This is a genomic window from Halorussus sp. AFM4, assembly GCF_051194995.1.
In the GTDB taxonomy this organism is placed as follows: domain Archaea; phylum Halobacteriota; class Halobacteria; order Halobacteriales; family Haladaptataceae; genus Halorussus.
Map to the genome: position 1 here is coordinate 236,224 of NZ_JBNTJT010000005.1, position 12,671 is coordinate 248,894.

A 12,671-nucleotide genomic window follows, 5' to 3' on the forward strand; every position below is an offset into this window, starting at 1 on the left:
GCGACCGTCATGTCCTAGTGGAGGCATCGTCTAGTTTTCCTCCTTGACTGGCGTACGTTCATCGAGCGCTTAGTGCGGTCGCTGGACATTATAGTAATGGGCGGAATATGCAATCCATTGGCGGACTCAATGCCGACTGTCCACCCACGACGAATGGAAGCAGTTGATCTTCATCTTGAAGGTGTAAAACCACTTCTCGATATGGTTTTGATCGTGATATTCAAGCTGACCGCTCAACTCTAATCGTTAGAGTGATGTCAGATAGCCTGCGCCATCAACGAGAAACTCTGTATCAGAAAGATTATGTTTCTCGGTAAGACCGTGGAGGAACACAGCCATCGGATCAGTCCCACGCCGTCTAAACACTGCAATGTCTAACAGCACCTTTTCGTCAAGGATGATTGCATCGTATACCCAAGACCACTCTCCGTTAATTCGGACAGCTGTCTCGTCAACTGCGACCCGCGTCGGCTGGCCCGACTGCGGGTCGCCGACGCTGTCAGCTAGCCGATGCACCCAACTCCAAACCAAGAATCGCTGCTGTTTCTCTGAGCGAACAGCCGGCAGCGTGAGCCGGACGGCGAACGCCCTGACGGGTATCGCCGTCTGTTCCCGCTGCCAACACTCATGAGTCACGGTGTCTAACGTCGCTCTGAGCAGGTTTGCGGCTTGCATAGGACACGACCGCTACAACCTTCTTACTTCTTAAACTGGCCTAACTATACAGTGCCGGCGAGACCGTTGTCCTTGACCGTCCACCGGGTCTCTGCAATTGGGCGTGTTTGGCACCGGAACACGGGTCAGTCGTGAACAGTCCACCGTTTGCCTCCTGGAATTCACGGATTAGGTCCTCGGGCGTCCCGCGAGCGTCCACGGTCTCCCCGTAGTCTTTCTCCGTCGAAATCGCGGTCGTATCACTGGCTGTCATGGGTCTGGAAAGCTACTGGTTAGTGTATTGAACGAGCGCACTGCCGGTGCTCGTGTACAAAAACGGGAGGTCCGAAGCGGCTCAGGGAACGCAGGTCAGTTCTCGATCCGCGGGGCGAGCATGTAGAGGACGTCGACCGCCTCGTTCTCGAACTGGAACGAGAGCTTCGTCGGCATGCCGTCTCCGAGCTGCATCTTGATGAGGGTGTCCGACGGCAGTTCCTTCTCGATGTCACCCATGTACTCCAGCGAGAAGATGGAGTGGGCGTCCCCGAGTTCGAGGTCCTCGACTTCGTTCTGCTCGTACTCGACGGTGACGTCGTCGGTGTCGCCTTCCGCGGTCGCGTAGAAGGCACCCTTCGTCTCGTCGATGCCGAACGAGAGATGGTCCGAGACCATGTCCGCGGCGGTGACCATCTGGTCGATCTTCTTGGAGTTGACCGTGACGGCGCCGGGCAGCTCCAGTTCCGGAATGTCGGGCTCTGCGCGAATGCTCTTCGGGTCGATGAGCGCCATGGTGAAGTCGAGCCCGTCGAACAGGATCTTCATCTTCCGGGACTGGGGGTCCAGCCGGAGCGTCACCAGATCGTCCTTGCCCGGCATCGAGATGATGTCCTCGAACCGCTCGAGGTCGAGCCCGATGAGCCCTTCATCGATCTCGTAGGTCTCGAACGCGGCCTTCCCGATATCTTGTTCGACCATCGCGACGTTGGCCGGGTCGACCGCCCGGATGTGGAAGCCAGACTGCGTGAGCCGAATCTTGCACCCGTCGACGAGCGCTCGGAGCGCAGACACCGTGTCCTTCAGGACACCCGCCTTGATCGCGGTGTTGAAGTGCGAGACCTTCCCCGACACCTCCGCACTCTCCTCCTCCTCGTCGCCGGCGGCGTCGTCCGCTGCGGTGTCCTCGCCGCCGTCCTCCTCGACATCGATCTCGGTCTCCTCTTCGACTTCAGCCTCGACGTCCGGCGCTTCCTTCTCGTTGTTCTCGACCTCGGCCGGATCTACGTCTGCTGCTGTCTCTTCGGTGTCGTTCTCCTCGTCCTTGCCGTCCGTTACTTCCTCGTCTTCGCCGTCGTCTTCGACAGCAGCGGGCTCGGGTTCCTCGACCGACGCTGCTCCGACCTCGGCGGCAGGACTGTCCTGACCCTCCTCGGCGTTGCCCTCGTTCTCGGTCTTCTCGGGGACTGCTTCCGGACTCTCCGTGTCGTCGTTCGGACTGTCTTCGGTGCCCGAGTTGTTGTTGCTACTCGGGCTTGCCGGGACAGCACTGCCGGTCGGGATGCTGCCGGGGGTCACGTTCGGGCCCTTGGTGGACGATTCTGCCTTCTCCGTCGAAGTTTGACTTTCGCTCATGAGTTGACTACCTCGTGCTGACTGCGATGGGAATTAACCCCTCGCTCCCCCTGGGGGAAATAAAACCCCCTGCGACACACCATCTTTCCGCTGTAATTGCTAGGCTCACGGCCTCGATAGTCGCCTGCCGGCAGTTAGCGATAACGGTCAATGGCTCGTGAGTTTGGTCTGGACCTGCGACATGCTGTTCGTCGACGTGGTTTCGAGCCTGCTCTTGGCGGCCTCGACGTCGCGCTTGACGGACGTCACGAGCGTACTACAGCCATCCCCACAGGTTTCGCAGAGCGTCTTCTGGCTGATGTCGGCCGACGCGGTGAGGTTGCGGAGTTCCTTCGTGGACAGTCCGCCGTGACCGATGTAGCTTGTTGGCTCCATCTTCCCCCGGAGGATCGCGTCCTCGGTCGTGACGGTCACAATATCCTCGTAGACATGGGGGAAGTGATTTTTGAGGACGGTGAGCTTCATCGGATACGGTGTCTCACGTTCTCGGAGGTCCTCGACGCGCTCGGCGACTTCGGGGTACTTGTCCTCAAGAAGGTAGACGCGACCGCGGTATTCCTGCACGCGCTTCTCGACGTTTAACAGCCACTCGGCGAACTCGGCGTACTCGGATTCGATCATCACGAGCTCTTCCGAACGGTTCCCGTAGGCCAAGCATTGACAGTCGCGGCTACGGTGGATTTTCTGACTGATGGGATTCCGGGGGAGGTCGTGGCGCCCGCGATACTCGTGGACACAGTCGTCGGTCTTGTCGATGAGTGGCGAAACCCACCAGCCGGTGAAATTCCCACTCTCGGAGGCGTCCTCGTACTGGACTTCTGCTTCGATGTTCTCCATGCGGCGGTCGGACTCGAGCTTCCGAACGCCCGAGAAGAGTTTCACGTCACCAGATCGCTTCCGGTAGAAGTGTCCCAGCTGGCGTCCCTTGAAGTACTGGAACGCCATTGTGTGACAGGAACTTCCCGGGAACCCGTAGCGGTACGCGAAGGTGTCAAGCGGCATCGGCGACGAGATGATGAAGAACGGCCACTGATACTCCTTGCAGACTTCTCGGACGTAGTCGATGTTCTCGGGGATGGAACTGTTCGTGTCCAGGTGGATGACGAAGTCGGCCCAACCCTGCTCCATCGCCATGTGAGTCAGCGCCAACGAGTCGTCTCCGCCGCTGAACAGGACTCCTTTGTCCTTTCCGCGGCTACTGACTCCAGACGTGTCGAGCACTCTCCCGATCTCCCAGATATCGACTGGGTCCGTATCTGGGTCTGGTTTCGGGATTTCGCCGGTCCGGACCGCATCGGGCGGGGGCGCAATATCGTACGTGTCCATCTGAATCATGTGGGAATAGCGACCTCCTCACTGCCCTGGAGGCCACAAACGACGCCGCCCGCTCCCCCTTTGATAGCAGTGGCTACCGACCGGCAGCTGTCCGTAGAAGAAGTCCCTAGAATACGACTTGGCCTCTCTACGCTTCTGCCCCTTTGGGGTCGATTAGCTCCATTTCGTCGGACTTGCTAGTTCGGAGGGCGTTGAAGACTTCTCGAGCCTTTCCGCTGCCAGTTACTCTCGAGTGGTCAACCATGGTTTATCCTCATTCTTTCTTGTTTTATACTTTATCGTGTTGCTATTCAATACTCTCCGAGGGCGACCTGCCGACCACTCGACCCTGTCGACTCTCCGGCCTCCTTCGCCAGCCGAGTTGTCTGCCGGCCTTCTCGTTCTCGAGCGTCTCGGGAAGTGACCATCCGTTCGGTGAGCTTGTGACTCGTGTAGTAGCTGGATACTGCGTCATCGATATCGTCGACGTCGAGCCTCTTGAGGATCGGCCGTAGTTCGTATTCGTAGAGCGATTCAAGCCAGAGATGGTGTCCCTTCGTCTCTTCTTTCTTCAGCCCGACCAGGAAGGTCTCGACTTGCCGGTTGAATGTCTGCTCGGGGAAGTACATGATAGGGCCCGTGAAGTAGTAGCGAAGCGTGTCCCGCAGCGGTGCGGCAACCCCGGTTGTGAGAGCTCCGATCGGGAGAATAAACGTGAGCCACCCGCCGGGCTTGAGCAGTCGGAGCGCCTGCTCGAAGAACGGCACGTACAGGGGGAATTGATCCGTCGCGAGCGTGAACTTCTCTCGGTACCGACTGCGCTTGTTCTTTGGCAGCCGATTGTAGCGGACATAGGGCGGATTCCCGAGAATCCAGTCGAACTTCCCGTCTGGCGGGTCTAACAGGAAATCTGACTCTACGACGTCGACCGGCGCGTCAGCGTGCTGGTCGTCAAACTCTTCGATTCGTGCCGGGTCGTTCTCGACTCCGACGCAGTCCGGGAACTCGTAGTCGAATTGGGCACGTACCAGTTCTCACCTTCCGTGCAGTACCGCCGAACCGCATCGTAGAGATTCCCGGTTCCCAGACCTGGGAATAGCATCCGACCGTCGTCGATCTCGCCCGGCCGGGACGTTCCGAACGCGGCTGCAGCAGCGTAGTCCGCGACCGGCGCCGGCGTCGGGACGTACCCGTTCTCTGCCGGCATCTACTCTCCCTCCAGCGAGTGGTCCTCGAGGAACCGGTGACGCATGTATGGACAGCGCTCAACGAGCGCATCGAACGCGGAGAGGAAGTCGAACCAGGGGGAGACGAACACGAGGTACCGGCTGCCGTTAAGCAGTTCGTCGAAGCCGTCTTGCGGCCCTCCGCTCACCCGTTTGTATTCGAATGTCGAGCCGTCAGCTGATGTTGTGTCCTCGTCGGCGTATTCTGTGAGTTTCGAGTCACGGTAGAGGTGACCCCGAACCATCCCGCAGTGACCGCATTCGACGAGTCCCTCCGGAATGACGATCTCGGGGTTGGTGACCCAGCGACAGCCGCAGGCTTCGCATGGGGCCCGGACTGCGACTGTGCTTTCCGGTTCTCCGTAGCGGGGATTGGTAGGCCGGGGCTGGTCTACTTCGTCGGCCTCGACCTGCGTGAGGTCTCGACTGAACGGGTTTTGAATTGCGACCATCGCTCTCACCGCCCGGAGCGCAAGAAAACTTGTTAGAGCACCGCTCTAACGTTCACGAACGGTCCTGTTGGCTACTGCAGTTCTGAAAATCCGCGTGGACCTGTATGAAAAGCCGGGTAGGGGGTTCTCAACCTGCTGATTACTTGAGTCCGAATCGAACCTTCTGGCCGTCTTCGTTTTCGCCGAAAAGCGCACCGGGGCCGTTCCCTTCGGGGTCCTTCGATGGGTACACCTTCGTCCCATCATCGAGTTCAAGGACGAGGGGTGTACTCCCCCGATAGTGGTGCCAGTGCTCGCTTTCCAGTTCTTCGTCGGTCATGCGCCGAACGTTCTCGATGGTTCTTCCTTCTAACATGGCAAACTACCTTTGTATGGCCGGCGCTCGGACTGCCGACGGTGTGGCTGCCTATGCGCTGACGAGCGCCGCGCCACCACCTGTGGCGGCGAAAAACACCCTACGACTCCTCACATCCCCCATCGATGAACTCAATTTCGATATACGAACCATCGCGATCGTCCTTAAATAGTAGACTCCCATGCTCCGTGATGGACGGAGAAAGAACCTCCAACCCTTCGTGTTCGGTCTGCTTCCGGAGGCGAAGCGATGTCTCTCCAATCTCCACTATCCCTCCATCGGGGTCAATAGCAATCACGTCCCCCTGGCCGGTCTCCACGAGCTGGCGAAAAACGGATGGATCATCTTCCATGTGGTGCACACGTCGCGATTCTCTCAAATACCTGTCCCCGGACTTATCGACCGGGCGCCGCGAGGCCGGTCGGAATCCCCGCATCTGGCTTCAGAATCGGGTCTGTTCCCTGTGACTCGCCCGGTGAGGACACCGAATCTGACGGGTCGGGCACGACTTCGTCGTCAGGAGTCCCGAACTCGTCGTGGGGGTCGAGATTCCGGTCCCACAGAGACATGATGAACCGCTCGCAGTGCCGACAAGCCGGCTCCGGGTCTGGGAGATCGTCGTTGATGAGCGAGTTCGGGTCGAGGACCGTCCCGCACAGACACTCGACCATCGGATACGTTCCATCTGGAACGTCGGGCGTCGCCGACCAGTTCCCGATGCGCGTGATTTGGGAAGTACCGTCTCCGTCCTCGACGGCGTCCAGCAACCCGGTGATCTTTTCGCGGTACGCGATGTAGGCTTCCAGATTCCGATTCCAGGTATTCCGATGGCCTTCTGCAGAATTATTCGCTTCGGCGTCCATCCGTAGGCCGTAGTTCCAGGCAGCGGTATCGACGCTGTTGAGCGCGTCGACGACGTCAGGGTAGCCCAGAAGTGTCTGTTTCACGCCGAACCCGTGGAGCGTAATCCTGTCGGGAATCTCTTCGCGCAGCTGCACGATCGTCGATCGGAGTTGCGCTTCGGAGTTCCGCCGGCAGACCGACCCGATACCCAGATGGTCGGTAAGCAAGCCGTGTTCGCGGAGGTAGTCGTAGTGCCAGAGGTAGTCACGAATGTCGTAGCCCTGGAGGACAGCGACAGGTTCTGCGTCCAACCCGGCAGCGTCCGCTTGCTCGCGGCATTTGATATGGTCGCGAATCGTCCACTTCTGGTGGTCGCGAACCGTCCGGTCGTACTTCCGTAAGAGTTCGTCTTCGCACGCCCAGTCTCGCAGGACGTACCGGCTGATTTTCGACTCATGCTCGAGCAGGTAGTCGATGTACTCCTCGACGTCGGTTTCGTAGCTGGCGTTCGAGTTCAGCGTTGAGTAGCCGCCGGAGTCGATCATCCAGTCGGGCCCGTCCCAAGGCTCGTTCATCTTCGTCGCGTGCGACACCATCGCGAATTCGGGCTCTGGAACGTCGTCTGGGTCAAGGTCGACGTTTCGGGTTGTGAGCTCGTCTTCCATTTTGTCGACTGAGAGACCGGCGGTGCGGATAGCTTTCCGAGAACTCCCGCTCGCGACTGTCCAGTAGAATGTGAGTTTGTCGTGCATGGCTGCTAGGCGAGGCGGCGGTTAGCGACCCTCTCATCCGTATGGAGGGTGAAAAAGTACGGGTCGCTCTTGGAGGGCGGCGCTGGAGGACCGCGTTTGGTCTCGGAACAATCGGCAAAGGTTGTACAATCGGTAGCGGTCTCAGACTTTGTGGCGGTTGTAGCGGGCGTGGACAGTACGTCTCCCAGGGGGAGTGTTCTGTTGGACGGCAAGTTGAATTTTAGAAAGGGTAGAACCGCTCCAATTTGCACAATTTGTATAACCGTTATAGGTCGCTCCGTGGCTGGAATTTGTACACTTGGTGGCGCTTTGTATGCGCTACAGGCCAGGAGGTTAATGCACAAAGGCCGGACTCGGAACCACCGGCATCGGTTGTACAATTGGTACACTTGGCACAAATTGTACAACCGTCACAGGTGGCGCTGGAGATACAATTTGTACACCCGGTGAGGATCTATATGCGGCTTGAGTAAGGGGGGGGTAAGCGTACCAAGGCCAGTTTCGGTCCAATCGGCAGCGTTTGTACAATTGGTGGCGGCCTCACACTCCGTGACGGTTGTAGCGGGCGTGGACGGTGCGTTACCTAGAGAGTGTACTAGTAGACGGTGGACTGAATCCTTGAAAGTCCACAATCGGTACAATTGGCACAAATTGTGCAACTGCTACCGATGGCGCCGTGACTAGAATTTGTACACTCGGTAGAAACTTTTATGCAGTATGGGTGAGGGGGTTAGCGTACAAAGGCCAGACTCGGACCAATCGCCACAATGTGTACACCCGGTGCAAGTTGTAGACTCGTCGCCGGTTGTGGACGCGTCACCGAGTCTGGCGGGAGGACGCCAATGGATAAAGAAGAACACGTACTTGACCCGTATCAGCCTCACGAGCCAGAATCACGCGCTGTCGCGGTCAACTTGCTTAAGGGTGGTTCCGGCAAGACTACGACAGCAATTAACCTCGCCCGTGAACTTGCTCACAGGAACGGTCAAGCACTCGTCATCGATCTTGATGACAACGGCCACATGACGCTGAACCTCGGCTATGAGGACCTGTACGCTAGCGCCGATGACGAGGAGGATAATCACGCGAAGTCCGTAATCGTCGAGGGCGCTGACCCGAGAGAGCATATCGTTTCCGTCGCTGATGGCCTCGACCTCTTCCCTGCTCACGAAGACCTTGAGACCGTGCAGAGTGCACTCAAGGAAGCAACAATGGGAACCACTCGACTCAAAAAGAACATCGTTGACCCGCTTCTGGGCGACGAATACGACTACATTATCGTGGACTGCCCCGCGAACCGCGGGAAGCTGAACGACAACGCAATGTATGCTACTGAGAACATCATCCTACCGCTTCGACCAGAAAATGGTTACGAGAGCGGACTCACCAACACGATGAACCGCCTCGTCAAAGAAGCACGTGAGTACTTCGACCTGAACATCCTTGCTGTTGTCCCCACCGATCTCCGTGCTCGCATCGACTACGATACTCGAGACCGCAGCCTGCTCGAAGAGTTAAACGGTCTGAGTAACGCGGACGCAATCATCCCGAACTTTGCCCGTCTTACTGAGAGTGACTGGCAAGATATCGATGATGGTGACTATGATGGGCCGCTACCGGGTATTCGGCATCGAAGCGCAATTGACAAAGCCCACGACGTAGGCAAACCCCTCCGCGACTATGATTCAGACTGTGACCAGCTCCCATACTATGCTGAACTGGCTGCAATCGTTGAAACCGGGGAGGTGGTCCGATAATGGCGTTTGAGGATCTTGACCAAGCGGCTGGAGAGCAGTCGCAGGAGACAGATTCGGAAGCGGACACGGAGACGTCGATGGACGAATCGGCAACGACAACGGAGACTGAGGAACCAACAAGCGACGACCAGACGGAGGTCGAGGACTCAGTCGACCCCTATGAGGACCCGGCGTTTCCCTTCGTCCAGGGCGACATGCAGATGAACGTCTACGTCCGGGAGGAAACACGTGAAACTCAGGACGAGATTCAGAAGTTCGAGGTTGACCGCATTCTCCATAAGCATGGAGTTAAGAACGTAGCTGGCCGCGAACACTATGACGCGATTTTCCGGATGGCGGCAGACCATCCAGAACTCTGGGCCCGCTATGTCATGGACGCTCGCGGTCTCGAGATCCCCGATGATTTAGCCGACGAATAGTTTTGTTCTCGTTCTGAGCGACGATAGTAACGATATCGTCTGTGAGGATTGCGAACTCGTTGTTGAGGAAATCAATGTGGACAGAGATTCGGAGTGGCGGGCGTTCAATCATGGCGAACGCTAGAGTATGAGTCGTGTTGGCGCTCCGACCACCTAGATCGATTGGCAGAATAAGGATGCCTAGGGTCGGTCGCTCTCCTCGGAGAAACGAAGTCAGATGCATCGGCTACGGAAGTGGCAGGAACGCATTCGCACGAAGGATGCAGGTGAGCGCAATCTCCAGTTCGCTTTGTCGGAGATCGATCGGATGGCGTCGACGCTCGGTGTCCCTCGGTCGGTCCGCGAAGTCGCGTCAGTCATCTATCGTCGGGCTCTCCAAGACGACTTGATTCGTGGCCGGTCCATCGAAGGGGTTGCGACCAGCTGTCTCTACGCCGCCTGCTGCCAAGAGACCATTCCCCGGAGTCTTGATGAAGTTGCTGAGGTATCTCGGGTCGAAAAGAAAGAAATCGGCCGTACGTATCGGTAAGTTACGAAGGAACTTAGCCTCGAGATGGAGCCCGTCGATCCGAAAGCGTACGTCCCACGGTTCACGTCTGAACTCGATGTGAGTGAGGAAGTGAAGATGAAGGCCAACGAGATCATCGACGAGACTGCAGACCAAGGGTTGCTGTCGGGGAAGTCTCCAACGGGGTTCGCTGCGGCTGCGATCTATGCGGCGTCGCTCCTCTGTAACGAAAAGCAAACCCAGAGGGAGGTCGCCAACGTGGCGCAAGTGACTGAGGTCATGATTCGGAACCGCTATCAAGAACAGATCGAAGCAATGGGAATTCACTGACCTATTGTATTCTCGAAAGCGAAGTCAAGGCGGGGAGCAGAGGATCACCGTTTCCCACCATCGCTATATTTCCGGGATTTCTGCATGAAGGCGTGTTTCCGTCGGTTCTGACACGTAGCGAGCGGAAGCCCACCCCTTTAGGGGTGGGTGTGAGCGACAACACAGCCCGGCAATCCACGCGCTACGGCTCGTCTGGATGTTCCACCGCCTCAAGACCTGCTTCAATAATTTCCCGGTAGGCTTCTTCGAGGCTCACGTCCTGCCGTTCGGCGTAGTCTTTCACGCGCCCATTCAATGTGTGCGAGATGTCGATATTCGGTCGCATCGTCCGTGTCCAAAAGACATTTGGACGGAAGACTCCAAATGTCTATTATCGTGAGGCGAACCAATACGTTCGCAGTGCGCCCGCTCTCCGCCGAGGACGAGCAACTGCTCCGCGAGTTGTTGGACGCCTCCGCCAGCCTGTGGAACGAACTCAACTACGAACGCCGCCAGCAGCTCTTCGATGGCAACTCCGTGTGGGACACCGCCGACTACCGCAAACGGTACGTCGGCGTCCTCGGCTCCGCCACCGCACAACAGGTCATCCGCAAGAACGGCGAGGCGTGGCGGTCGTTCTTCGCCGCCCGAGAGGACGGCGAGGACACCGCCCCACCCGGCTACTGGGGCAACGAGGACGACGGTCGGCAGTTGCGGACGTACATCCGCAACGACCAGTACACCCTCGTTACCGGCGAGCGGAGTCGCCTCGAAATCCCCGTGGGGCAAGACCTGAAAGACGAGTACGGGCTTGGCTACCACGACCGCCTGCGACTGGAAGTCTGCGGCGCTCCCAAGTGGGACGGCGAACAGGGCCGGCTAGAACTGTACTACGACGAGGTGGCCGACACGTTCAGAGCCATTCAGCCTGTCACCGTATCCGGTCCTCGACAGGATCCACCACTAGCTGACCAAGCGGCTGCTCTGGATGTGGGCGCGAACAACCTCGTCGCCTGTACCACTACGACCGGCCAGCAGTACCTCTACGAGGGCCGCGACCTATTCGCCCGCTTCCGCGAGACGACCGGAGAGATTGCTCGCCTGCAGTCGAAACTTCGCGAGGGGCGATACAGCAGCCAGCGGATTCGGCGGCTGTATCGCAAGCGAACACGACGGCGCGACCACGTCCAATACGCCCTTGTACGCGACCTCATCGAACGACTGTACGACGAGGGCGTCGCGACCGTGTACGTCGGCGATCTCACCGACGTGCTGTCGAAGCACTGGAGTGCGGTGGTGAACGAAAAGACCCACCAGTTCTGGGCGTTCCGCTCGTTCATCGACCAGCTCGCAACGACTGCCGAGGAGTACGGCATTACAGTTGAACTGCGGTCGGAAGCGTACACGACGGCGGAGTGTCCGGCGTGTGGGGGGCGCGAGAACACGGAACGAAAGGGCGACGTGTTCCGGTGCGCGTGCGGCTACGAGGGACACGCCGACCTCGGTGCCTCGCGGACGTTCCTTGAACGGCAGGCTGGCAAAGAAGTCGGGTCGATGGCACGGCCCGTGCGCCTCAAGTGGGACGACCATACGTGGTCGGAGTCATCACGCTCTCCCGAGAGGGTAAGTCCCAACGAGGAGCGCACAAACCAGAGTACCCGCGAGGGGAAACTTGCCTCCGTGGGTGCGGCGTAGCCAACATCCCCACTGGAGGAATCCCACCCCTTCAGGGGTGGGAGGATGTCAAGCTGACCAGCTTAAGGACATTCTCGCTCGTCGTGCAGTAAAGGCGCTACGCGACACTCGGTTCACTGACAAAGAGGCATCAGCAGCCACACTTGAGAGTGATGTTCTTTCTGACGACGTGATTCCGCTCTGCGCAGCATTTGCTGCCCAGGATTCGGGCGACGCTCGACAGGCACTAAGATTGTTATCGAAAGCGTGCGAGACTTCCAAGCAAGCCAACGAGGAGACCGTAACTGAAGAGCATGTCCGCCATGCTAAAGCTCAGCTCGAACGTGACCGTGTCGGAGAGAGTATTCGTGCTGAAACCACTCAGCGGAAGCTAGCACTGCTTACGGTAGTAGCGGCTGCACGAAATGGGGAGACGCCCGCCGAAACGAGTGATCTATACGATACTTATCTAGACTTCAGCGAGGCAGTCGGAACGGATACGCTGATTGAACATACGTTCCGAGAGAAGTTGAACGATCTTGAGCACTCTGGCCTGTTAGAAAAGGATCGGCATGGCCGTGGTCGGGGGCGGGGTATCACGAATACCTACGCCTTATTAGTGGATGTTGAGACTGCCTTGGAGAACTTGGCGAACGACGAGGACAATCGCTTCCGAGAGCTGGCCCGGTCGCTTCGAAGTTGACTCTGCAAATTCACTCTACTACCCCCCGTTCAGTCTTTTCACTCTACCACGGGGGCATCTGAGATGTGGTATATAA

General features: G+C 58.1%; 13 protein-coding genes and 2 pseudogenes. 5 read left to right on the top strand and 10 right to left on the bottom strand.

Annotated elements, in window-relative coordinates; genetic code table 11:
• Nucleotides 1–69: 69 nt before the first annotated feature.
• The 9 genes and pseudogenes from ACQUQF_RS21290 to ACQUQF_RS21330 all read right to left on the bottom strand — a co-directional run bounded on the left by ACQUQF_RS21290 (nt 70) and on the right by ACQUQF_RS21330 (nt 7,138).
• Nucleotides 70–675 (bottom strand): annotated as a pseudogene (locus ACQUQF_RS21290) (DDE-type integrase/transposase/recombinase).
• A 348-nt stretch (nt 676–1,023) separates the two neighbouring features.
• Nucleotides 1,024–1,782: a DNA polymerase sliding clamp gene (locus ACQUQF_RS21295; RefSeq protein WP_435181507.1), complete on the bottom strand. Its 759-nt coding sequence runs from the start codon at nt 1,780–1,782 to the stop codon at nt 1,024–1,026.
• A gap of 648 nt (nt 1,783–2,430) precedes the next feature.
• Nucleotides 2,431–3,618 (bottom strand): phosphoadenosine phosphosulfate reductase family protein, encoded by a 1,188-nt coding sequence (locus ACQUQF_RS21300; RefSeq protein ID WP_435181222.1) that lies wholly within the window; start codon nt 3,616–3,618, stop codon nt 2,431–2,433.
• A gap of 290 nt (nt 3,619–3,908) precedes the next feature.
• Nucleotides 3,909–4,628 (bottom strand): Eco57I restriction-modification methylase domain-containing protein, encoded by a 720-nt coding sequence (locus ACQUQF_RS21305; protein ID WP_435181508.1) that lies wholly within the window; start codon nt 4,626–4,628, stop codon nt 3,909–3,911.
• Entirely contained in the window at nt 4,514–4,804 is a 291-nt protein-coding gene (locus ACQUQF_RS21310) for a hypothetical protein (RefSeq protein ID WP_435181223.1), read from the bottom strand. Before ACQUQF_RS21310 ends, ACQUQF_RS21305 begins: the two co-directional genes overlap by 115 nt.
• Nucleotides 4,805–5,275: a hypothetical protein gene (locus ACQUQF_RS21315; protein ID WP_435181224.1), complete on the bottom strand. Its 471-nt coding sequence runs from the start codon at nt 5,273–5,275 to the stop codon at nt 4,805–4,807.
• Nucleotides 5,276–5,414: 139 nt separating this feature from the next.
• Nucleotides 5,415–5,594, bottom strand: a complete 180-nt coding sequence (locus ACQUQF_RS21320; protein WP_435181225.1) for a hypothetical protein — start codon at nt 5,592–5,594, stop codon at nt 5,415–5,417.
• A 136-nt stretch (nt 5,595–5,730) separates the two neighbouring features.
• The gene (locus ACQUQF_RS21325) at nt 5,731–5,982 is read right to left on the bottom strand and encodes a hypothetical protein (protein WP_435181227.1); all 252 of its coding nucleotides are present in this window, start codon (nt 5,980–5,982) and stop codon (nt 5,731–5,733) included.
• 43 nt (nt 5,983–6,025) lie between these two features.
• A complete protein-coding gene (locus tag ACQUQF_RS21330; RefSeq protein WP_435181228.1) occupies nt 6,026–7,138 on the bottom strand; it encodes a DUF7221 family queuine tRNA-ribosyltransferase-like protein in 1,113 nt (370 codons plus the stop codon).
• A 929-nt stretch (nt 7,139–8,067) separates the two neighbouring features.
• Between ACQUQF_RS21330 and ACQUQF_RS21335 the strand changes: the two genes are divergently transcribed.
• The 3 genes and pseudogenes from ACQUQF_RS21335 (at nt 8,068) to ACQUQF_RS21345 (ending at nt 10,239) form a co-directional block, all read left to right on the top strand.
• On the top strand, nt 8,068–8,982 hold the full coding sequence (locus ACQUQF_RS21335) for a ParA family protein (protein WP_435181229.1): 915 nt from the start codon (nt 8,068–8,070) through the stop codon (nt 8,980–8,982).
• The gene (locus ACQUQF_RS21340) at nt 8,982–9,401 is read left to right on the top strand and encodes a hypothetical protein (RefSeq protein WP_435181230.1); all 420 of its coding nucleotides are present in this window, start codon (nt 8,982–8,984) and stop codon (nt 9,399–9,401) included. The genes ACQUQF_RS21335 and ACQUQF_RS21340 overlap by 1 nt, the downstream gene beginning before the upstream one ends.
• 13 nt (nt 9,402–9,414) lie before the next feature.
• Nucleotides 9,415–10,239 (top strand): annotated as a pseudogene (locus ACQUQF_RS21345) (transcription initiation factor IIB).
• A 181-nt stretch (nt 10,240–10,420) separates the two neighbouring features.
• On the opposite strand, the gene ACQUQF_RS21350 reads toward ACQUQF_RS21345, so the two are convergent.
• Nucleotides 10,421–10,564 carry a hypothetical protein gene (locus ACQUQF_RS21350; protein WP_435181231.1) on the bottom strand — a complete coding sequence of 48 codons (144 nt, stop codon included), beginning with the start codon at nt 10,562–10,564 and terminating at the stop codon, nt 10,421–10,423.
• Nucleotides 10,565–10,602: 38 nt separating this feature from the next.
• On the opposite strand from ACQUQF_RS21350, the gene ACQUQF_RS21355 reads away from it, so the two are divergent.
• Both ACQUQF_RS21355 and ACQUQF_RS21360 read left to right on the top strand, forming a co-directional pair.
• Nucleotides 10,603–11,913, top strand: coding sequence for an RNA-guided endonuclease InsQ/TnpB family protein (locus ACQUQF_RS21355; protein ID WP_435181232.1), 1,311 nt, complete (start codon nt 10,603–10,605; stop codon nt 11,911–11,913).
• A 37-nt stretch (nt 11,914–11,950) separates the two neighbouring features.
• Nucleotides 11,951–12,595 carry a Cdc6/Cdc18 family protein gene (locus ACQUQF_RS21360; RefSeq protein ID WP_435181233.1) on the top strand — a complete coding sequence of 215 codons (645 nt, stop codon included), beginning with the start codon at nt 11,951–11,953 and terminating at the stop codon, nt 12,593–12,595.
• The last annotated feature ends 76 nt before the right edge of the window (nt 12,596–12,671 follow it).

Coding starts and splice junctions, on each gene's coding strand:
- ACQUQF_RS21300 (WP_435181222.1), bottom strand. CDS start 3,618: ATGATTCAGATGGACACGTACGATATTGCGCCCCCGCCCGATGCGGTC.
- ACQUQF_RS21310 (WP_435181223.1), bottom strand. CDS start 4,804: ATGCCGGCAGAGAACGGGTACGTCCCGACGCCGGCGCCGGTCGCGGAC.
- ACQUQF_RS21315 (WP_435181224.1), bottom strand. CDS start 5,275: ATGGTCGCAATTCAAAACCCGTTCAGTCGAGACCTCACGCAGGTCGAG.
- ACQUQF_RS21320 (WP_435181225.1), bottom strand. CDS start 5,594: ATGACCGACGAAGAACTGGAAAGCGAGCACTGGCACCACTATCGGGGG.
- ACQUQF_RS21325 (WP_435181227.1), bottom strand. CDS start 5,982: ATGGAAGATGATCCATCCGTTTTTCGCCAGCTCGTGGAGACCGGCCAG.
- ACQUQF_RS21330 (WP_435181228.1), bottom strand. CDS start 7,138: ATGGAAGACGAGCTCACAACCCGAAACGTCGACCTTGACCCAGACGAC.
- ACQUQF_RS21335 (WP_435181229.1), top strand. CDS start 8,068: ATGGATAAAGAAGAACACGTACTTGACCCGTATCAGCCTCACGAGCCA.
- ACQUQF_RS21340 (WP_435181230.1), top strand. CDS start 8,982: ATGGCGTTTGAGGATCTTGACCAAGCGGCTGGAGAGCAGTCGCAGGAG.
- ACQUQF_RS21350 (WP_435181231.1), bottom strand. CDS start 10,564: ATGCGACCGAATATCGACATCTCGCACACATTGAATGGGCGCGTGAAA.
- ACQUQF_RS21355 (WP_435181232.1), top strand. CDS start 10,603: ATGTCTATTATCGTGAGGCGAACCAATACGTTCGCAGTGCGCCCGCTC.